We start from the raw sequence: 21,068 nt of genomic DNA, 5'->3' as shown, positions 1-21,068 counted from the left end.
ATAGACAATCCGGCACATAACTGTGTATAGTGTATATATACAGTTATATTAAAAAGGTGGTGGTGCATATGTTTATTCAATTAAGCAATGCAAGCGAAAAACCAATTTATGAGCAAATTACCGCACAGTTAAAACAAGCAATCCTTAGCGGAAAGCTCCTTCCTGGTGATGCACTTCCGTCGATCCGTGCGCTTGCGAAAGATTTAAAGATAAGCGTTATGACAACGAAGCGTGCGTATGCCGATTTAGAACGTGATGGATTTATTGAAACGGTTGCAGGAAAAGGAAGCTTTGTTGCGGAGCGTAATCAGGATTTTCTGCGCGAGGAGCTATTACGGCAATTAGAAGCACACTTACTTAAAGCTGTGCAGACAGCGAAAACAGCGAATATGTCTAAGCAGGAGCTACTCGAATTATTTATGTTATTAACGGAGGAGGAAATTGAATGACGGCCATAACAATTCAAGGACTAACAAAAAAATTTGATGGGTTTGCCTTACAGAATGTGAGCTTCACCTTGAAAAAGGGCACGGTGATGGGGTTTATCGGGGAAAACGGTTCGGGTAAATCAACGACCATTAAATGCATTTTAAATTTATTGCATAAAGATGCCGGTACCATTGCAGTATTTGGTAACAATCATTTAATAAATGAGGTGCGCTGGAAAGAACAGGTCGGCGTTGTATTTGATGATATTCACTTTCCTGACATGTTCACAGCAAAACATGTGAATTCTTTTATGAAGAAAATGTATAAACAGTGGGATGATCCATATTTTATGCAACTGCTCCAGCAATTCCATATCCCACAAAAGAAAAAAGTGAAGCAATTATCGCGCGGTATGAAAATGAAGCTATCGATTGCTGTTGCACTCGCACACCATCCTAAGCTACTGCTACTAGATGAGCCAACAAGCGGACTTGATCCCATTGTACGCGATGAAATTTTAGATTTATTATTAGATTTTATGCAGGACGAAGAACATAGCATTTTATTTTCATCGCATATTACGAGCGATTTAGAAAAGATTGCCGATGACATTACGTTTATTCACAAAGGAAAGATTTTGTTTAGCGAAAATAAAGATATATTGCTCTATGATTACGGCATTTGGAAAGGTTCACAGTCAGAGGCGTTGGACTTACCCGAAGAAGCGATGATCTCGAAGCGCCCATGTGCATTTGGTGTAGAGATATTAGTAGAACGTTCACGTGTTAACGCTGCATTTCCATTAGAAAAACCTTCGATTGAAGACATAATGTTATTTCATGTAAAGGGGGCTTTGTAATGCAAGCACTTTTACTAAAGGACATATTAATGTTGCAAAAACAGATAAAAATGATGCTTTGGTTATTGTTAATTATTTCGATAGCAGCGTTCATATTCGAACAAGGCGTAATGCTCATTTCAGTGGCGCTAATTTTTGGTACACTACAAGTAACAACCGTGTTTGTATTTGACGAATCATGCCAGTGGGATAAATTTGCAGGTTCCCTACCTGTAAATAAAAAGGACATTGTGCAAAGCCGCTATGTATTAGGATTTGTCCTGACAATCGGCAGTTTACTTATTGTGACACCAATCCTATTCATTGTAAATCTTTTTACAATGCAACTACCATTTCACTATGTCGTTGCGCTATTAGCTGTCTCACTTTTTGGTGCATTGTTTATGTTAGCCATTTTATTGCCCATTAATATTAAATTCGGCTCTCAAAAGGGGCGCCTCATTACTACTTGCGTGTTTCTCCTTCCTACTTTTACAGCCAGTTTTATTACAGGCTTTGTTGAAGGAAAGGAAAATCTATTTCCTCCGTTTGAAACATTAGTCGTGATGAGTTATGCACTTCCGTTTATTGCATTCATCATCGTCTTGTTCTCATATCAATTATCAGTCGTACTATATCGTAAAAAACAGTTTTGATTCGTTTCCAGATGAAAAAAGGGGATGATGATTTTTGCGCAAATGTATTTATCTTTATTATTTAACGGCTCAAGGATTACTTCAATGTGCCTGCTAATTTTGACCTTTTGATACCTAATTGCGTTCGGTTTAATGAGTGCGCCATTTACAAATCTCGTCCCAATTATGATGATTAGTATGTCATCAACTTATTTAATGCAATAAATTATGCTCACAAAATATGAAGCAATGTACTAAATAAGAGAGAAGGAGTTATACCGAATACGCGGCATAACCCCTTCTTTTTTAGTATTCCGGTCCAATGATAGCAATGGCCGGTTCTGCTAATAAAATTTTTGTAATTAATTCATTAATGATGTCCATTGAAATCGCGTCAATCGCAGCGAGTACTTCGTCGACTGAGCGATGATTTTGATGTACAAGCTCATTTACCCCGTTACGGTTCATATGGGCTTCTGTTCCTTCTAAGCCGAGTACAAAGCTTCCCTTTAGCTGTTCCTTCGCATTTTCGAGCTCGGTCTCCGTGATGCCTTCTGCTACTAAATCAAGTAAAGTAGCATCTATTGTATGCTGCATTTGTGAAAGTTGCTGCTTACTTGCACTCCCGTAAATCGTAAACGCCCCTACATCTGCATAGCTTGATTGGTAGGAGAAGATTGAATAGGCTAGGCCACGCTCTTCACGTACTTCCTGGAATAGACGAGAGCTCATATTGCCGCCGATAATATTATTTAGCGCGACAAAGCTATACATCGCTGGGTCCTTCACATTTATGGCCGGAAATGAAATCGCCACATGCGCCTGCTCTGTATCGCGTGTTTTCACTATTTCACCTGGCGTAAATTCCGGATACGTTAACTCTGCTTCAATTGCTTGTTTAGAAGCTTCATAATGCCCAAATAATTGGTCGATAGTTGCTAGTAGTTCATCGGTAATATTACCCGCTACGGAAATAACAACATTTTTCGGTCCGTAATGCTTCGCCATATAGGCACGGATTTTTTCACCATCAAAAGTAGCCAGTGTCTCAGCTGTCCCAAGAATCGGACGCCCTAACGCATCATTCGGGTAAATCACTGCCCATAATTTCTCATGCACGTCATCATCCGGTGCATCCTCACTCATGTAAATCTCTTCTAACACGACTTGGCGTTCACGCTCAATCTCCTCTGCTGCAAACAGCGAGTTGAAAAACATATCTGCTAAAATCGAAATCGCTAGCTCTCCGTGATGATCAAGTACTTTGGCAAAATAACAAGTATTCTCCTTTGACGTAAAAGCATTAATTTCTCCACCAATACGGTCAAATTCTTCTGCAATTTGACGGGCTGACCGAGTTGCAGTTCCCTTGAATAACATATGTTCAATAAAATGTGTAATGCCGTTTTCTTCTGGTGTCTCATAACGTGAACCTGCATTAACCCAAACGCCGACAGAAATCGAACGCACATGTGGGATATGCTCTGAAACAATACGAACACCATTTTGACATGTAGTTACTGTAACCAAAGAAGTTCCCCCTATTTTTAAAAGGCAATATTATACCGCAATGTTTTTTGTAGCTAAAAAATATAACTTTCCTAACACCTAATAGAGGACAACTTCTCACTCTATTTTCTTTGCGGGTTAATTTTTCTACCACAATTTTCTTCAATCATCGAAATTATTCTACAACTTATTTAAAATTAAGTGAAAATGGCACTTAATACTTGAAAATAATTGAAAATGACACTTATTTATAGTTAAGTTGTATCCCCAATTCGCCTATTTTAGTTTTTCAACAAAAAAATATCGTAATTCGAAAAACACAACTCGCTCAAAATAGGGCGAGTTGATTTCCTTACCTATGTGGATGGGAACGTTATACTTTCTTATCCACTAAAAAAAACCTTTAAAAAAGAGGCTGTACAAATTGCGTACACCCTCTTTTGTATAAGTAATATTAACTCGTTCGTACCTGTCATTCTCTTTTGGTACAGAATCTTTGTAAACTTAATTTCCACGGCACGCTATATTTTTCTCTCTTTAAGCGATATCCGCTTCTATTTAGGCGTTCTCAGCGCGTTCTTTTTCTTCTTTAAGAACAAGTTTGCGTGATATGTTTACACGGCCTTGGTTGTCGATTTCGATACATTTCACAAGAATTTGATCACCAAGTTTTAATACGTCTTCTACAGCTTTTGTACGTTCTTCTTGAATTTCCGAAATGTGTAGTAAGCCGTCTTTACCTGGGAAGATTTCACAAAATGCACCGAATTTCTCGATACGTTTAACTGTTGACATGTAGTACTCGCCAACTTTTGCCTCACGTACGATTGACTCGATAATTTCTTTAGCGCGTGCAATCATATCCTCATCAGCGGATGCGATGTAAATTGTACCATCTTGCTCTGTATCAATTTTAACGCCAGTTTCGTCGATAATTTTATTAATTTGTTTTCCACCCGGTCCAATAACGTCGCGGATTTTATCTGGATTAATTTTAACGACAACAATTTTCGGTGCATATTTAGATAATTTCTCACGTGGCTGTGCCAGCGTTGCAAGCATTGATTCTAAAATGTGCATACGTCCGATTTTTGCTTGTGTTAACGCTTCTTCAAGGATGTTACGAGAAAGACCATCGATTTTAATGTCCATTTGAAGTGCAGTAACACCTTTAGCTGTACCTGCTACTTTAAAGTCCATGTCACCAAGGTGATCTTCCATACCTTGAATATCCGTTAAGATTGAGTAGTGCTCGCCTTTTTTAATAAGACCCATTGCGATACCAGCTACTGGTGCTTTTAAAGGAACACCTGCATCCATCATCGCTAATGTAGAAGCACAAATTGATGCTTGAGACGTTGAACCATTTGATTCAAGTACTTCAGATACACAACGAACTGTGTATGGGAATACTGTTTCATCTGGAAGAACAGCTACAAGCGCGCGCTCACCTAACGCACCGTGACCAATTTCACGACGACCTGGTCCACGGATAGGGCCAGTTTCCCCAACTGAAAATTGAGGGAAGTTATAGTGATGCATGAAGCGTTTAGATTCTTCAATACCGATACCATCGATAATTTGAACGTCACCTAAAGCACCTAGTGTACAAATTGATAATGCTTGCGTTTGTCCACGCGTAAATAATGCAGAACCATGAGTACGTGGTAGTAGGCCCGTTTCAGAAGAAAGTGCACGGATTTCGTCAAGTTTACGACCATCTGGACGCACTTTGTCTTCTGTAATAAGACGGCGAACTTCTTCTTTCACCATTTTATCTAAAATGCCTTTAACTTGCTTCATTGTATCTGCGTCGGCTTCTTGCTCAACGAATGACGCAACAATGCGTTCTTTTACTGCTGTGATCGCTTCTTCACGTGCATGCTTTTCAACTGTTTGAATTGCAACGTTCATGTCCGTTTCACAAGCATCTTTAATTTGTGCAGTCAGTTCTGCATCTAGCTCGTATAAAGTAATTTCTACTTTCGCTTTACCAACTTCAGCAACAATTTGCTCTTGGAAAGCGATTAATTTTTGAATTTCATCGTGGCCGAACATAATTGCTTCAAGCATGATTTCTTCTGGTACTTCTAAAGCACCTGCTTCTACCATGTTTATTGCATCTTTGTTACCAGCTACTGTTAAGTGAACTGTGCTTAGTGCAGCTTGTTCTACTGTTGGGTTAAGGATAAATTCGCCGTTGATATAACCAACGTGAACACCCGCGATTGGGCCGTCGAAAGGAATATCAGAGATCGCTAATGCAAGAGATGAACCGAACATCGCCGCTACATCTGAAGGATTATTTTGGTCATTTGACATAACCATTGAAATAACTTGTACTTCGTTACGGAAGCCGTCTGGGAACATTGGACGGATTGGACGGTCGATTAAACGTGATGCTAAAATCGCATTTTCTGATGGACGTCCTTCACGTTTAATGAAGCCTCCTGGAATTTTACCTGCTGCGTATAGACGCTCTTCATAATTAACTGTTAATGGGAAGAAATCTAATGGCTTTGGAGATTTTGACATTGTTGCAGTAGAAAGCACTGCAGTTTCCCCGTAGCGCACTAAAGCTGCACCATTTGCTTGTTTAGCTAGCTGTCCTACTTCAATTGTAAGCGGACGACCAGCCCATTCATACGAATAGACCTTTTTTTCGTTCATTAAATGAACCCCTTTCCTCTACTTGAAACACTTTACTTATCTTTTTATGTACTATAGTAAGTGTATCAAAAAAGCATTTTCTATGCTAAATATTTTCATTAATTTATCATTATAATAATTGTATTTACATTTTTATTTAGGAGAAGATTATTTTTTATCTAATTTCAGCGGAAACGAGCCGCTTTAACTTTAGGTTGGCATCGTGACAATCCGTCAGCCGTTGTCAAACAATGTGACATTTTTAAGCTAATTTCTTACAACATAAATAAAAAGCGGGAAAATTCCCGCTTTTTATAGTCAGATTAACGACGTAATCCTAAACGTGTGATTAATTCACGGTAACGTTGTACGTCAGTTTCACGAAGATATTTTAATAAGTGACGACGACGACCTACCATTTTAAGAAGACCACGCTCAGAGTGGAAATCCTTTTTGTGTGTACGTAAGTGCGTGTTTAAAGCGTTGATTTCAGCTGTTAAAACTGCTACTTGTACTTCTGGTGAACCAGTGTCGCTTTCGTGAGTACGGTACTCAGCGATAATTTCGTTTTTACGTTGTTGTGTAATAGCCATTGTTATTGACCTCCTAAATATAAGTATCCCCATTAGCACAGCAATCGTTGGAGCAACGGAAAGCCGAGCTAAGGTTCGAGCACAGTTGTGCACTAATGAATATTACCATAGTTTCCACGCGCAATCAACTAATATGATAACTCGGCGAAATATTGAATGGCCTGCTGCTTATCTAGTTCAATTTGTGTGATTAATTCGTCAATGCCATTAAATTTACGTTCGCTGCGAATACGGCTATACCAACCAACTACAACTTCCTCACCGTAAATATTTTTATCGAAATTTAAAATATGCACTTCAATCGATAATTTCTTATCGTCCGGATTTTTAAATGTCGGTTTATAGCCGACATTACATACACCGTTATACCATTCGTTTTGCACAAGAATTTGTACTGCATAAACGCCTGTTGCAGGGGTGAAGCAACCTTCCATTGCCTGTACATTCGCAGTAGGAAAGCCCATTGTACGCCCGCGTTTATCACCATGTACAACAATACCCGGCACTTCAAAGGCACGTCCTAGCAAAGTACGAACCTGCTCCATATTACCATCCTGCAAAGCTTTACGAATGCGTGTCGAGCTAATTTTCTCGTCTGCATCCGTTTGCTTGTCAACAACGGTCACTGAATAATCACCATTGGATAATTGCTGCATTAATTCCATATTCCCTTTTCCGAATGCACCGAATGAATAATCAAAACCAGCAGTCACATGCTTAACATTCAAGTCACGAATAAAGTACTGGATGAAATCTTCAGGTGAAAGCCTTGCAAAATCAGATGTAAAATGTACAACGAATACTGTATCTACATCTAATTTTTTCAATGTATCTAGCTTTTGCTGAAGCGGTGTAATATAGAAAACTCTTTCATTACGTTTACCTAATACAATTGATGGGTGTGGATCAAAAGTCATGACTGCACTTTGCATCCCATGCTCCTGGGCTTTGTTTATAGCTGTTTGAATAACTGCTTGGTGCCCTTTATGAACACCATCAAAAAAACCTACTGCAAGTGAATAAGCGGTCGTTTGTGCCGCTTGTTTTAACTGATGTGGATATTTTAAATGAATAACGTTCATAACAATAAAAGCCTCCTACTCAACTTCAGGGAAAATTTTATCCGGCTTCATTTGGCCTTCCTTTGTCGGATGTGCGATATATACCGCAAATGCACGCCCATTAACACCATATACAATTTTTTCATTATCATTTAATAATGCATGTAGCGGCATCACTTGTCCATTGAAAATTTGTTTTTCTATGTCCGCTGTGATTTCAACATAAGGATAATTTGATAATGCATACTCTACAGGCAATAGGAATTTTCCCTGTTCGCCTGCTTCCATCATTTCTGCGATTTCAGCAAGAGTAAAGCACTTTTCTCTTGTGAACGTCCCCGATGCTGTGCGCACAAGCTCGTGCATATGTGCTGGGTAACCTAATGCCTCACCTATTTGAACGGCAAGTGTACGGATGTATGTACCCTTGCTACATTTAATACGAATAGAGAAGCGTACTTCCTCACCCTCAAAATGATCTGCGTCATCTACTAGTTTAAGTTCGTAAATGGTAATTGTACGTGTCGGACGTTCAACTGTTTGACCTGCACGTGCATATTCATAAAGTTTTTTGCCATTTACCTTTACTGCTGAGAACATAGGTGGCGTTTGTTGGATTTCACCAGTTAGACTTGCTAGAGCAGCTAAAATTTCTTCACGTGAAAATGATTTATGTGCTACGTTTTCCTCAACCGTGTCCCCTTCTGCATCCTCAGTCGTTGTAGTGCGTCCAATTGATACAACTGCTTCGTACGTTTTTCCTGTGTCTGTTAAGTATTCTGCAATCCGTGTAGCCTGCCCGATGCAAATGGGTAGTACACCTTCAACACCTGGATCCAGTGTTCCCGTATGACCAACCTTTTTCGTTCGTAAAATTTTTCGAAGTTTAAATACGCAGTCATGACTCGTCATGCCGCGCTCTTTCCATAAAGGAAGAATTCCGTTCATCTGTTTGTGCTCCTTTAAAAAGTGATTGATTTAGGTTTCATTAGGTGCTAGAATCCAACCAGAATTTGGACGAATCCTTTCACCTTTGGGATAAACCTCGCCACTTCAACAAAATTTTCAGATTAAAAAAGCCTGCCTGCATAAAGTATGCAGCGCAGGCTTATCAAAAACTTATTTCTCTTCGTGTAGTCCACGAATTAATGCGTCAATTTTATTTCCGTATTCGATTGAAGAATCAAATTCGAAAGATAATTCTGGCGTACGACGTAAACGAATGCGTGAACCGATTTCAGAACGAACGAAACCTGAAGCCTTTTCTAAAGCTTTAAGTGTTTCTGCACGTTCACGGTCGTTGCCTAAAGACGAGATGTAAATTGTCGCTTGTTGAAGATCCCCTGTTACAGCAACATCAGTTACTGTGACAAATCCTACACGCGGATCTTTAATTTTACGACCGATAATTTCACCAAGCTCTTTTTTCATTTGCTCCGCTACACGGTTTGAACGTAGAGACATAAATGTCACCACCTTTTTTATTGCTGTGGCAAGCGTTCGTCTTCTTTGCCACTGGCTCGATTCGTCCACTCATGAACACGGGTTCTATTCGCGTCTTCATCGAGCTGGGTTCTGCGAATGACAAACGCTTTCACTAGCCTTCAATATTTATAAATATTCGCGGTAAAACTCAAGCTGCTCCCACTCGGGATTTGATTGTAAAAAGTGTAGTGCATGATTAATTTCACGCTCTGCTGCAGCTTTAGATGAGGAGACAGCCACAAGAGCAATTCTTGTTCGCTGCCACACATTTTGATGATCAATTTCCGCGACGGACACATTAAATTTTTGCTTTGTACGCGTAACCATACGTTGTAGTACGGCACGTTTTTCCTTTAACGAATGGGCAGTGTGAATAATAAACTCAACCTCTGCGTATACAATCATTATTTACGTACAATCTCTTCCATTACGTAGGCTTCGATAATGTCGCCTTCTTTAATGTCATTGTAGTTTTTGATTGTAATACCACATTCGTAACCTCTTGCTACTTCTTTTGCATCGTCTTTGAAACGTTTTAATGAGTCTAACTCACCTTCGAAGACAACGATTGATTCGCGAATAATACGAACGCCTGCATCACGTTGCATTTTACCTTCGATTACGTAAGAACCAGCAATTGTACCTACTTTAGATACTTTAATTGTTTGACGAACTTCTGCTTGACCGATGATTTTTTCTTCATACTCAGGGTCTAACATACCTTTCATCGCTTGCTCAATTTCTTCGATTACTTTATAGATGATACGGTGTAGACGAATATCTACGCCTTCTGCTTCCGCTGCACGTTTAGCATTTGTATCTGGACGTACGTTGAAGCCAATTACGATTGCGTTTGAAGCAGCCGCAAGTGAAATATCCGACTCAGTAATTGCACCCGCACCCGTATGGATGATTTTAACGTTAACGCCTTCAACATCAATTTTCATAAGAGAACTAGCCATCGCTTCAACTGTACCTTGTACGTCAGCTTTAACGATTAAATTAAGTTCTTTTACTTCACCTTGGCTCATTTGTTCAAATAAGTTATCCAGGGTGATACGTTGTTTTTCAGAACGTTGAGATTGAATTGCCGTCATCGCACGAGATTCACCAACCTGGCGAGCAGTTTTTTCATCATCAAATACTACGAAACGGTCGCCCGCTTGTGGTACTTCGTTTAAACCTGTAATTTCAACTGGCGTTGAAGGTCCTGCTTCTTTTACACGACGACCAAGGTCATTTACCATCGCACGAACGCGCCCATAAGCGTGACCTACTACGATTGGATCCCCAACGCGTAATGTACCGTCTTGCACTAGAAGTGTAGCTACTGAACCACGACCTTTATCAAGTTGTGCTTCAATTACTGTTCCTAATGCTGCACGTTTAGGATTAGCTTTAAGTTCGCCTACTTCAGAAACAAGTAAAATCATTTCTAAAAGTTGGTCAATTCCTTCACCTTTTAGTGCTGAAATTGGTACGAAAATTGTTTCCCCGCCCCAAGCTTCAGGTACTAAACCATGCTCTGTTAATTCTTGCATAACGCGGTCTGGGTTAGCTGCAAGCTTATCCATTTTGTTTACTGCTACGATAATTGGCACTTCAGCCGCTTTTGCATGGTTAATCGCTTCAACTGTTTGAGGCATTACACCATCATCCGCTGCTACTACGATAATTGCTAAGTCCGTTACTTTCGCACCACGCGCACGCATTGTTGTGAACGCTGCGTGACCAGGAGTATCTAGGAATGTGATCTTTTTGTCGCCTTCAGTTACTTGGTAAGCACCGATATGCTGAGTGATACCACCCGCTTCTCCAGCTGTAACTTTTGTATTACGGATTGAGTCCAGTAATGTTGTTTTACCATGGTCAACGTGACCCATAATTGTTACAACTGGCGGACGCTCTGATAATTCGCCTTCGACTACTTCTTGTTCGAAGTGAGTTTCTAAATCAGTAATATCTATACGGATTTCTTCTTCTACTTCTACACCGTAATCAGCACAAATTAGCTCGATTGCATCTTTGTCTAATTCTTGGTTGATTGTTGCCATTACGCCAAGCATGAATAATTTTTTAATTAATTCAGATGGCTCACGGTGTAATTTTTTAGCAAGCTCCGCTACTGATAATGACTCGTAGAAAGTAATTTTTTCAGGTAGATCTTTTTGGACTACTTGAATAGGGTTTTGTGAGCGTGTACGACGTTTACCACCATTGATTCCTGGCTTTCTACGTTGAGTATACCCACCTTTGCTATTGTTATTACGATTATTGTTATTACCACCGCTAGTGTTACGGTTGTTGCTGTTATTATTATTTGTACCGCCGCCTGTGCTGCGGTTATTAGGAGTATTTTGTGTCATATTTCTATTTTGGTTACCTTTTACATTCTGTTGTTTTTCGCCCTGAGACGATTGATTTTGCCCTGAGGCAGTGTTAACTTTTTTCGGTTGATGACTGTTAGTAGTAGCTTGCGGGCGTGAATCTTGCTTTTTTACCTGATGGCCTTGCTTTACTTGGCCTTGACTTTGACCTTCGCTTTTAGGACTCTTAGTTTGCTGTCCTGTTGGCGCAGTTGAATTAGAAGGAGTTGCTTTCTTCGGTTCTGTTACTTGCTTAAAGACAGAATCAAGTTTTGAAACAGCATCATTTTCAAGCATTGCCATATGGTTAGTGACCTTAACTTCAAATTTTGAAAGCTGCTCAATTACTTCTTTACTCGTTTTATTTACCTTTTTCGCATATTCATGAACTCTTACTTTGCTCATCTGCTCACCCCCGATTATTTTTCGTTGAGTAGACTAGACATTTTTTTCGCAAACCCACTATCAGAAATAGCTATTGCTACACGGGCTTCTTTCCCAGTAGCATGTCCAAGATCATAACGATCTCCAAAAACATAATACTCAACGTTGTAATACGTACATTTATCTTGAATCTTTTTACTAGTATTATGTGAAGCATCCGAGGCAAGCAAAATTAATTTTGCTTTACCACTACGGATTTCCTTCACTACTAGTTCTTCTCCAGAGATTACTTTACGCGCACGAGCCGCCAAACCTAGTAATTGAAGCAATGCAGGATTCGTCATAAAATCGACTCCCGGCGAATGAGCGTAAGAAGTTCCTCATACACTTCATTCGGCACTTTTGCTTCTAACTGACGGTCTAAAATATTTTTCTTGCGTGCAATTTCAACAGCAGCCTCTGTTTTTGAAACATATGCTCCACGACCAGATTTCTTGCCCGTAACATCAACGCTCACTTCGCCCTCTTTCGAACGAACGACGCGAATCATTGATTTTTTTGGATGCATGTCACCTGTAGCTACACATTTACGTAATGGAATTTTTTTATTTGTCGACATTTGTATTCACCTTCCCTACAAAAACATCGTACGAAATAACGTATGAACACGTAGAATTATTCTTCGTCGTCTTGGTATAAATCGAATGCTACTTCGTCTTGAGATTCATCATCTTGAACAATGAATGCGCTTGTTGAAGAAGGATAGATCCCTAATTCACGTGCATCTGTTTCGCTCTTAATGTCGATTTTCCAGCCAGTTAATTTTGCAGCAAGGCGTGCATTTTGTCCGCGTTTACCAATAGCTAAAGATAATTGATAGTCCGGTACGACAACTGTTGTTGATTTTTCTTCTTCGTTCACTTGTACGTCTAAAACTTTTGACGGGCTTAGCGCATTTGCTACGAAGATAACTGGATCCTCTGACCATTCAACAATATCAATTTTTTCACCGTTTAATTCATTTACGATTGTTTGCACACGTGCGCCCTTTGCACCTACACATGAACCAACTGGATCTACTTCATCGTTATGTGCAAATACTGAGATTTTCGAACGGTCGCCCGCTTCACGTGCAATCGATTTTATTTCAACAGTACCGTCAAAGATTTCTGGTACTTCCATTTCGAAGAGTCGACGAAGTAAACCAGGATGTGTACGAGATACAATTACTTGTGGTCCACGTGTAGTACGCTCTACTTTCGTAATGTATACACGAATACGAGATTGTGGCTTGTAAACTTCACCTTGCATTTGTTCGTTTACTGGTAATGCCGCTTCTACTTTACCAATGCTCACATAAATATTACGTGCATCTTGACGCTCAATCAAACCATTTACAATGTCATCTTCACGATCTACATATTCTTCATAAATAAGTCCGCGTTCTGCTTCACGTACACGCTGCGTCACAACTTGTTTCGCTGTTTGCGCGGCGATGCGACCGAAGTTACGTGGTGTTACTTCTTGTTCTAAAATGTCACCGATTTCATAAGCAGGGTTGACTAGCTTCGCATCTTCAAGTGAGATTTGTAAGCGATCATCTTCCATTTCTTCTACTACATCTTTACGTGAATACACGACCATTGAGCCTGTTTTTAGGTTTAAATCAACTCGCACGTTTTGCGCTTGGTTGAAGTTGCGTTTGTATGCCGTTACTAAAGCCGCCTCAATCGCCTCAATTAATACATCTCTTGAAATACCTTTTTGCTCTTCTAGGGCAGTTAAGGCATCTAGTAATTCACTACTCATTTTATTTTCACTCCTAAATTTGCTTATCTGAGAAATCGATAGCAAGTCGAGCTTGCGCTACTTTTTCTTTTTCAATTTGTACAGTTACTTTACGTGTTTTAATACGAATTTCCACTTCTAGGCTTTGTTCAGTATATGCACGTAAATAGCCTTGGAATTCTTTCATATCTTTAATTGGCTCATACGTTTTCACAAAGATGAATTTTCCAACTGCCTTTTCAAAATCTGATTCTTTCTTCAGTGGACGTTCAGCACCAGGTGAAGATACTTCTAAATAATAGTTTTGCTCAATCGGATCTTTTTCATCCAAAACTAAGCTTAAGCGTTCGCTCACTTGTGCACATTGAAGGATGTCAATGCCTCCCACTGGTGTATCTACATAAATACGAAGGAACCAATCGCGACCTTCTTTCACGAACTCAATATCGACTAGTTCAAGATTCAGTTCATCTGTGATTGGTGTCACGAGTTCTTCAATAATTGACGTAACTTTGCTCATAGTATCCTCCTTACGTCACTGTTTTTCTTATTAGAAAGACACATTTCGACCCCCAAAATAGGGCAAGATGAAGTCCTTTTTTTGCGGATAAGAAAGCTATACTCTTTTATCTACAAATAAAACACAAATTCCACCACGGATGGTGAAATTTGAAGGTCAAACAGTTACTGTTTTACGGTGAAAATTTGCATTACTTTAGCATAACAACAGAAAAGAGCGGGATATCCCACTCTTTTGCTGCAAAACTATCAACAAATTATTACCATAAGAATAGCACAAAAATTCACTGAATGCAAATTTGCTATTTGCTAGCACCTTGTTAATCAAATTTGCCCAGCCAATTTGTCTTCTAGATTTTGATTTGCGCTTGCAAAATTGACTTCTTTCAAAATCTGTACCATCCGCCCGAAGCTCTAACTTCCTTCAACTGGCGTTTGGACGCCCGCTGAAAGCAGTTAAAATAGTGACAACTGATTGGCGTCCGGCATTCCTTGTAGACAGCCGAGCTCATCCATGTATTCGATTAACGTTTTCGAAACACGGCCGCGCTGCTGTAAGTCTTCCTTCGATAAAAACTCTCCATTTTTACGCGCTTCTACAATTGCCTTTGCTACGTTCGTACCAAGACCAGGAATCGCATCGAATGGTGGAATCAGTGTATTACCTTCAATAATAAACTCACTTGCCTGCGAACGATAAAGATCTATCTTTTGGAACTGCATACCGCGCTCGCACATTTCAAGCGCAAGCTCCATTACCGTTAATAAATTTTTCTCTTTCGTCGATGCTTCGAGGCCCTTTAAATTGATTTCATCAATTTTTTTACGAATCATGACAGACCCTTGTGTCATCGCAATTAAATCAAAATCATCCGCTCGCACCGTAAAGTATGCCGCATAATAAAGAATGGGGTAATGCACTTTAAACCAAGCAATCCGTACTGCCATTAACACGTAGGCAGCTGCGTGCGCTTTCGGGAACATGTACTTAATCTTTTTACATGAATCAATATACCAATCTGGCACGCCTTGGCGAACCATTTCCTCTTCCATGTCATCGCTAAGACCTTTCCCTTTACGTACAGATTCCATAATCTTAAAAGCAAAGGCCGGTTCAAGTCCTTGATAAATTAAATACACCATAATATCATCACGACAGCCGATTACCTCAGATAATACACATGTACCATTTTGAATAAGCTCCTGTGCATTACCAAGCCAAACGTCCGTACCATGTGATAATCCCGAAATTTGCACAAGCTCACTAAAAGTAGAAGGCTTTGTACTTTCAAGCATTTGGCGAACGAATTTCGTCCCAAACTCTGGAATACCTAACGTACCGGTTTTTGTACCAATTTGTGCAGTCGTTACTCCAAGTGATTCGGTCGTGCTGAAAATTTTCATTACTTCCGGATCATCAGTTGGAATTGTTTTTGGGTCAATGCCTGATAAATCTTGCAGCATACGAATTACAGTCGGATCATCGTGCCCTAGAATATCTAGTTTTAAAATATTGTCGTGAATCGAGTGGAAGTCAAAGTGTGTTGTTTTCCATTCTGAATCTTGCGCATCCGCTGGGAACTGCACCGGAGAGAAATCATAAATATCCATATAATCCGGTACAACAATGATTCCCCCTGGATGCTGTCCAGTCGTTCGTTTAACACCGGTACAGCCTTGTACTAGTCGGTCAACCTCGGCATTACGGAACGTCATTCCACGGTCATTCGCGTAGCCCTTTACATACCCATACGCCGTTTTTTCGGCAACCGTACCGATCGTTCCCGCACGGAATACATATTCCTCACCGAACAGCTCCTTCGTATAATTATGCGCTTGTGGCTGATATTCACCGGAGAAGTTGAGATCGATATCCGGTACTTTATCCCCTTTGAATCCTAAAAACGTTTCAAACGGAATATCTTGACCATCTTTTTTATATGGCGTACCGCACTCTACACAGTTCTTATTCGGTAAGTCATAGCCGGAGCTAACAGAACCATCATTAAAGAACTCCGAATGCTTACAATTTGGACAAATGTAATGCGGTGGCATTGGATTTACTTCAGTAATTTCCATAAAGGTCGCGACTAATGATGAACCGACCGAACCACGCGAACCTACTAAATAGCCGTCTGCAAGCGATTTTTTTACAAGCTTTGCGGAGATTAAATAAATTACTCCGAAGCCGTGTCCTAAAATGGACTTTAACTCTTTGTCAATACGAGCCTGCACAATTTCCGGTAAGTGTTCTCCGTATATTTGATGCGCCATTTCGTAAGTTAAATTCGTTACTTCATCATCTGAGCCTTCAATTTTCGGTGTGTACAGATCGTCTTTAATCGGTTTAACATCACCAATCATATTAGCAATCAGCTGCGTGTTCGTCACAACAACTTCCTTGGCTAAGTCCGGACCTAAGAAATCAAATTCTTTTAACATTTCATCCGTCGTTCGGAAATGCACTTTAGGCAGTGCATAGCGCCCTAGTGGATTCGCCCCACCCATCGAGCCAATTAATATCTCACGGAATTTCGCATCTGTCTCGTCTAAGTAATGTACATTACCTGTTGCAGCAACTGGAATATTTACCTTCTTACCAAGTTTCACGAGACGTCTAATAATATCTTCCAAATTAAATTCATCATGCACAGTACCTCGCGCGATTAACTGTGAATAAACTGGCTTTGGCTGAATTTCAATATAATCATAAAATTTCGCAACTTGTTCTGCCTGCTCTGGTGTTTTATTCATAATCGATTCAAATAATTCACCGTTTGAACAGCCTGAGCCGATGATTAAGCCTTGGCGTAGTTTCGATAAATCCGAACGGCGAATACGCGGTACTCGGTAAAACGTTTCGGTATGCGCAATCGATACGAGCTTAAATAGGTTTTTCAAGCCATCATTGTCTACAGCTAAAATAGTACAGTGACTAGGTCTTGCCTGCTTATAACCATCCGTACCACCAACATAGTCATTAAATTCATCAAGATATTTAATGCCCAATTCATTCGACTGCTTGAGTAAATGAAGCATTAGTTCACCCGTTGCCTCCGTATCATAAATAGCACGGTGATGCTGGGTTAGTTCAATATTATATTTTTTCGTTAAGGCTTTTAAGTTATGTGCTTTCTGACCAGGGTTTACGAGACGTGATAGCTCAACTGTATCAATACCAGGGTGCGTGACATGACCAAGCCCCGCTTTTTTATAAGCAACATATAAGAAACCAAGGTCAAACGAAGCATTATGGGCGACAACAATTGCGTCCCCGATAAACTCGTGAAACTCGCGAATAACGTCCTCGATTTCCGGTGCGTTCACGAGCATATCATCTGTAATATGCGTTAGTTCAATAATTTTTGCTGTTAACGGCCGATGTGGATTGGAGAAACGTTCAAAGGTATCAACAACTTGTCCGTTTATTATTTTGACGGCGGCAAGCTCGATTATCGTATCGTATACATTCGAGAAGCCCGTTGTCTCCACGTCAAATACGACAAATGTAGCGTTCTCAAGCTCAATATGCTGCGGCGCGTAAGCAATCGGCGCACCGTCATCTACTAAGTTTGCCTCTAATCCGTAAATAACTTTAATGCCGTTTTTCTTTCCAGCAGCATAGGCGTCAGGGAATGCTTGGACAACCGCATGATCCGTTATGGCTATTGCCGGGTGCCCCCACTTCGCTGCTTGAGCAACTAAACGGTCCACCGGTGTCATTGCATCCATTTGACTCATTGGTGAGTGCATATGCAGCTCTACACGTTTTTCGCCTTCTGCTGCGGTATCTTTACGTGATTCTTTTTTAATTTCATTAATGTCTTTTGCCATCACGACTAAATCACGTGCGAAATTGTCCATTTGAACAGATCCACGCACTCGTACCCACATACCCTTACCTAGCATTTTCATCATTTCTACATCTTCGTCATTGTTTGAGAACATTTTGACGAGCATAGAGTCCGTATAGTCCGTAATTTTAATTTCAAGTAAAGAACGGCCACTACGCAACTCTTTAATATCCGCGGCAAACACAAAACCTTCCATGACGATGGAACGTTCTTCCTCAAGCACCGTACAAATTTCTACTGGCTCTGCATTTTTAATAAATGCCCCAAGTTGGAATGGACGATCGCCAAGAACCGCGCCTGGATTTGCTGCCTTCTCTTTTTCACGCAACTGAAAATCGGCAAGTGCCTGCTTTGCTAAAATTTCTTCCTCTTCTTGTTTTTGAACGAAATAGGCCTCCTGTGCCGCAATCAATTCCTCGGATTGTTCAACTAGTTGGAAATCTAGCGGAATGTTTGGGAAACCGAATGCTTTATAAGAATCCGCAATCTTATCCGTATATTTTGCTTTAAGCGACAGGAGCTCTACTTCCAGCATGGATGTGACAATTAGCTTTTGCCCGTTCCATTTCGGCACTTGTGTCATTAAGTTTTCTCGTAGTAACGGCGACATATCTCCAATTTGTTCAATAGCATGATACCAATAATCTAAAACGAGTTGCTCAGTAATCTCGGGTTGCTGTGCTTCAATCGTCAATGTTACTTGGGCAATTGAAGCAAACTTTTCGGCCATACGCGTGCGTACGAGCTGATAAAGCTGAAACGGCAACATATTTTGTAGCTTGATCGAAAAGCTCCAGACGCGATTTTTTTTGTGAACGGTTACACGGCTTAATTCACCGTTTTCAAAAAACGACATATACACATCGTCCGTTAATTCAAGCTGTTGGAGTAATAAAAGAAACTTTTGTTGTGCTTCTTGATGCTGCGTCATAACATTCACCTACCTTATTTCCTTGAAAAAGAAAGGAAAGTACATAATATGTACTTCCCCCACTTACATTTTTACATGTGTCAAATTAATTTGTACGGAAAAACTCGTTTAAACGATCCACTAACTCTTCTTTCGCCCACTCAACTGATTCGCCTGAATGACGGAATTTCACTTCTACAATACCTTCTGAAGCCTTTTTACCAACTGTTACACGAACAGGTAAACCGATTAAATCCGCATCTGCAAATTTAACACCCGCGCGCTCTACACGGTCATCGAATAACACGTCATAGCGGTATGATTTTAATAAACCATATAGATCTTCAGCAAGCTGTACTTGTGCTTCGTCTTTTGTGTTAACCGGTACCAAGTGTAAATCGTAAGGCGCTAATTGTTTTGGCCATACAAAACCTTTATCATCTTGGAATTGCTCTGCAACTGCAGCAAGTAAGCGAGAAACCCCAATACCGTAGCAACCCATGATGAATGGCTGTGCTTTCCCTTGCTCATCTAAGAATGTTGCATTCATTTTCTCTGAGTAAGTTGTACCAAGTTTAAAGATGTGACCTACTTCAATACCCTCAGCAAATTTAATTTCACCTTGTCCATCTGGAGATGGGTCGCCTACTTGAATGAAGCGAATATCTGCATACGTGTTAATGGCAAAATCACGCTCTGGGTTTACGTTTGTGAAGTGGAAGCCGTCTTCGTTAGCACCAGCAACACCATTACGGATTGATTTAATTGCATTATCAGCAATCACTTTTACGCTAACAGGTAATTTCATTGGTCCGATCGAGCCTGGCGTACAACCTAGTAAATTAATAATAGAAGCCTCATCTGCAAGTTCTACTGAAGTTGCACCTAATGTGTTTTTCAGTTTAATATCATTAATTTCGTGATCGCCTCGTGCTAATACGACAACAAGTTCCTCGTCAATATTGAATACTAATGATTTAATCACGTTTGAAGGATCAACATTTAAGAAAGTAGAAACTTCTTCAATTGTTTTTTGATCTGGCGTTGCGATTTTTTCTAGTTCCTTCATTGACGCATCTGATGGCTTGTAGTCTACTACTACTTCTGCCATTTCGATGTTTGCTGCGTAATCAGATGTATCTGAGTAGGCGATTGTATCTTCGCCAATTTCAGATAATACCATGAATTCATGTGTCCCTTTTCCACCAATTGAACCAGCATCTGCAATAACAGCGCGGAAATTCAAACCAAGACGAGAGAAAATATTAGAATACGCTTTATACATATCATCATATGTAGCATCTAAGCTTTCACGTGATGCGTGGAAAGAGTAAGCATCTTTCATAATAAATTCACGACCACGAAGTAGTCCGAAGCGTGGACGTTTTTCATCACGGAATTTTGTTTGGATTTGGTAAAGTGTTAATGGTAATTTTTTATATGATTTAATTTCGTCACGTACTAGAGTTGTAATAACCTCTTCATGTGTAGCACCTAGTGCGAAGTCACGGTCATGTCGGTCTTTTAGGCGCATTAATTCGGGTCCATAAGCTTCCCAACGGCCAGATTCTTGCCAAAGTTCAGCCGCTTGTAATGCGGGCATTAATAATTCAATTGAATTAATTGCTTCCATTTCTTCGCGAACTATTTGTTCAATTTTAGAAAGCACGCGTTTCGCTAATGGTAAGTAAGAATATACGCCTGAAGTGTTTTGACGGATAAATCCAGCACGTAATAAAACTTTGTGTGATTTTACATCTGCATCTGCAGGCACTTCACGTAGTGTTGGAATGAATGTTAAACTTTGTTTCATAAAGTGTTCCACCTTTTAAATTCATAATAGTACTAGCATTAGAAAGACGCATCTCGCACAAAATAGGGCGAGATGATGTTCTTACTTATGTATATAAGAAAGTTATACCTTCTTATATACTAATAAAATTTAGCTTTGGATGCTAGTGCAAATCGCACAAAACACCCAAAGCTTAGAGAGCAACGTGCTAAAGTGCCCGTTTAAATCCCGAATCGCCAAATATAACACGTCCTTT

At 40.0% G+C, this 21,068-nt stretch carries 17 protein-coding genes; 3 read left to right on the top strand and 14 right to left on the bottom strand.

What is annotated here, in order from left to right; genetic code table 11:
- Positions 1-68: 68 nt before the first annotated feature.
- From MHH87_RS05000 to MHH87_RS04990, 3 genes are read left to right on the top strand one after another with little or no spacing between them, the layout of a single operon-like run.
- A complete protein-coding gene (locus tag MHH87_RS05000) occupies positions 69-449 on the top strand; it encodes a GntR family transcriptional regulator (RefSeq protein ID WP_340748229.1) in 381 nt (126 codons plus the stop codon).
- Positions 446-1,288, top strand: coding sequence for an ABC transporter ATP-binding protein (locus tag MHH87_RS04995; RefSeq protein WP_340748228.1), 843 nt, complete (start codon positions 446-448; stop codon positions 1,286-1,288). Before MHH87_RS05000 ends, MHH87_RS04995 begins: the two co-directional genes overlap by 4 nt.
- Positions 1,288-1,923 carry an ABC-2 transporter permease gene (locus MHH87_RS04990; RefSeq protein ID WP_340748227.1) on the top strand — a complete coding sequence of 212 codons (636 nt, stop codon included), beginning with the start codon at positions 1,288-1,290 and terminating at the stop codon, positions 1,921-1,923. The genes MHH87_RS04995 and MHH87_RS04990 overlap by 1 nt, the downstream gene beginning before the upstream one ends.
- A 285-nt stretch (positions 1,924-2,208) precedes the next feature.
- Here the strand turns inward: MHH87_RS04990 and MHH87_RS04985 are convergent, their stop codons facing one another.
- The 14 genes from MHH87_RS04985 to MHH87_RS04920 all read right to left on the bottom strand — a co-directional run bounded on the left by MHH87_RS04985 (position 2,209) and on the right by MHH87_RS04920 (position 20,833).
- A complete protein-coding gene (locus tag MHH87_RS04985) occupies positions 2,209-3,432 on the bottom strand; it encodes a M16 family metallopeptidase (RefSeq protein ID WP_340748226.1) in 1,224 nt (407 codons plus the stop codon).
- A gap of 537 nt (positions 3,433-3,969) precedes the next feature.
- Positions 3,970-6,081, bottom strand: a complete 2,112-nt coding sequence (pnp, locus tag MHH87_RS04980) for a polyribonucleotide nucleotidyltransferase (protein WP_340748225.1) — start codon at positions 6,079-6,081, stop codon at positions 3,970-3,972.
- A gap of 302 nt (positions 6,082-6,383) precedes the next feature.
- Positions 6,384-6,653 carry a 30S ribosomal protein S15 gene (gene rpsO, locus MHH87_RS04975; protein WP_340748224.1) on the bottom strand — a complete coding sequence of 90 codons (270 nt, stop codon included), beginning with the start codon at positions 6,651-6,653 and terminating at the stop codon, positions 6,384-6,386.
- A 128-nt stretch (positions 6,654-6,781) separates the two neighbouring features.
- Complete coding sequence (ribF, locus tag MHH87_RS04970; RefSeq protein ID WP_340748223.1) at positions 6,782-7,735, bottom strand: riboflavin biosynthesis protein RibF; 954 nt, start codon at positions 7,733-7,735, stop codon at positions 6,782-6,784.
- A gap of 15 nt (positions 7,736-7,750) precedes the next feature.
- A complete protein-coding gene (truB, locus tag MHH87_RS04965; protein ID WP_340748222.1) occupies positions 7,751-8,662 on the bottom strand; it encodes a tRNA pseudouridine(55) synthase TruB in 912 nt (303 codons plus the stop codon).
- Positions 8,663-8,833: 171 nt separating this feature from the next.
- Positions 8,834-9,178 (bottom strand): 30S ribosome-binding factor RbfA, encoded by a 345-nt coding sequence (rbfA, locus tag MHH87_RS04960; protein ID WP_340748221.1) that lies wholly within the window; start codon positions 9,176-9,178, stop codon positions 8,834-8,836.
- A gap of 147 nt (positions 9,179-9,325) precedes the next feature.
- Positions 9,326-9,604 (bottom strand): DUF503 domain-containing protein, encoded by a 279-nt coding sequence (locus tag MHH87_RS04955; protein ID WP_340748220.1) that lies wholly within the window; start codon positions 9,602-9,604, stop codon positions 9,326-9,328.
- A complete protein-coding gene (gene infB, locus MHH87_RS04950) occupies positions 9,604-11,970 on the bottom strand; it encodes a translation initiation factor IF-2 (RefSeq protein ID WP_340748219.1) in 2,367 nt (788 codons plus the stop codon). The genes MHH87_RS04955 and infB overlap by 1 nt, the downstream gene beginning before the upstream one ends.
- A 14-nt stretch (positions 11,971-11,984) precedes the next feature.
- Positions 11,985-12,293 (bottom strand): YlxQ family RNA-binding protein, encoded by a 309-nt coding sequence (locus tag MHH87_RS04945; protein ID WP_340748218.1) that lies wholly within the window; start codon positions 12,291-12,293, stop codon positions 11,985-11,987.
- A complete protein-coding gene (rnpM, locus tag MHH87_RS04940) occupies positions 12,290-12,568 on the bottom strand; it encodes an RNase P modulator RnpM (protein ID WP_340748217.1) in 279 nt (92 codons plus the stop codon). The genes MHH87_RS04945 and rnpM overlap by 4 nt, the downstream gene beginning before the upstream one ends.
- 56 nt (positions 12,569-12,624) lie before the next feature.
- Complete coding sequence (gene nusA, locus MHH87_RS04935; RefSeq protein WP_340748216.1) at positions 12,625-13,758, bottom strand: transcription termination factor NusA; 1,134 nt, start codon at positions 13,756-13,758, stop codon at positions 12,625-12,627.
- 13 nt (positions 13,759-13,771) lie between these two features.
- On the bottom strand, positions 13,772-14,257 hold the full coding sequence (rimP, locus tag MHH87_RS04930) for a ribosome maturation factor RimP (RefSeq protein ID WP_340748215.1): 486 nt from the start codon (positions 14,255-14,257) through the stop codon (positions 13,772-13,774).
- A 455-nt stretch (positions 14,258-14,712) separates the two neighbouring features.
- Complete coding sequence (locus MHH87_RS04925) at positions 14,713-19,041, bottom strand: PolC-type DNA polymerase III (RefSeq protein WP_340748214.1); 4,329 nt, start codon at positions 19,039-19,041, stop codon at positions 14,713-14,715.
- Between the two features lie 85 nt (positions 19,042-19,126).
- The gene (locus MHH87_RS04920; RefSeq protein ID WP_340748213.1) at positions 19,127-20,833 is read right to left on the bottom strand and encodes a proline--tRNA ligase; all 1,707 of its coding nucleotides are present in this window, start codon (positions 20,831-20,833) and stop codon (positions 19,127-19,129) included.
- Between the last annotated feature and the right edge of the window lie 235 nt (positions 20,834-21,068).

It is taken from the genome of Solibacillus sp. FSL H8-0538 (assembly GCF_038003525.1).
GTDB lineage: Bacteria > Bacillota > Bacilli > Bacillales_A > Planococcaceae > JBBOPI01.
Note: the sequence above shows the minus strand (reverse complement) of the source record. Positions and strands in the feature narration are given on the sequence as shown.

Coding starts and splice junctions, on each gene's coding strand:
- MHH87_RS05000 (WP_340748229.1), top strand. CDS start 69: ATGTTTATTCAATTAAGCAATGCAAGCGAAAAACCAATTTATGAGCAA.
- MHH87_RS04995 (WP_340748228.1), top strand. CDS start 446: ATGACGGCCATAACAATTCAAGGACTAACAAAAAAATTTGATGGGTTT.
- MHH87_RS04990 (WP_340748227.1), top strand. CDS start 1,288: ATGCAAGCACTTTTACTAAAGGACATATTAATGTTGCAAAAACAGATA.
- pnp (WP_340748225.1), bottom strand. CDS start 6,081: ATGAACGAAAAAAAGGTCTATTCGTATGAATGGGCTGGTCGTCCGCTT.
- rpsO (WP_340748224.1), bottom strand. CDS start 6,653: ATGGCTATTACACAACAACGTAAAAACGAAATTATCGCTGAGTACCGT.
- ribF (WP_340748223.1), bottom strand. CDS start 7,735: ATGAACGTTATTCATTTAAAATATCCACATCAGTTAAAACAAGCGGCA.
- truB (WP_340748222.1), bottom strand. CDS start 8,662: ATGAACGGAATTCTTCCTTTATGGAAAGAGCGCGGCATGACGAGTCAT.
- rbfA (WP_340748221.1), bottom strand. CDS start 9,178: ATGTCTCTACGTTCAAACCGTGTAGCGGAGCAAATGAAAAAAGAGCTT.
- MHH87_RS04955 (WP_340748220.1), bottom strand. CDS start 9,604: ATGATTGTATACGCAGAGGTTGAGTTTATTATTCACACTGCCCATTCG.
- infB (WP_340748219.1), bottom strand. CDS start 11,970: ATGAGCAAAGTAAGAGTTCATGAATATGCGAAAAAGGTAAATAAAACG.
- MHH87_RS04945 (WP_340748218.1), bottom strand. CDS start 12,293: ATGACGAATCCTGCATTGCTTCAATTACTAGGTTTGGCGGCTCGTGCG.
- rnpM (WP_340748217.1), bottom strand. CDS start 12,568: ATGTCGACAAATAAAAAAATTCCATTACGTAAATGTGTAGCTACAGGT.
- nusA (WP_340748216.1), bottom strand. CDS start 13,758: ATGAGTAGTGAATTACTAGATGCCTTAACTGCCCTAGAAGAGCAAAAA.
- rimP (WP_340748215.1), bottom strand. CDS start 14,257: ATGAGCAAAGTTACGTCAATTATTGAAGAACTCGTGACACCAATCACA.
- MHH87_RS04925 (WP_340748214.1), bottom strand. CDS start 19,041: ATGACGCAGCATCAAGAAGCACAACAAAAGTTTCTTTTATTACTCCAA.
- MHH87_RS04920 (WP_340748213.1), bottom strand. CDS start 20,833: ATGAAACAAAGTTTAACATTCATTCCAACACTACGTGAAGTGCCTGCA.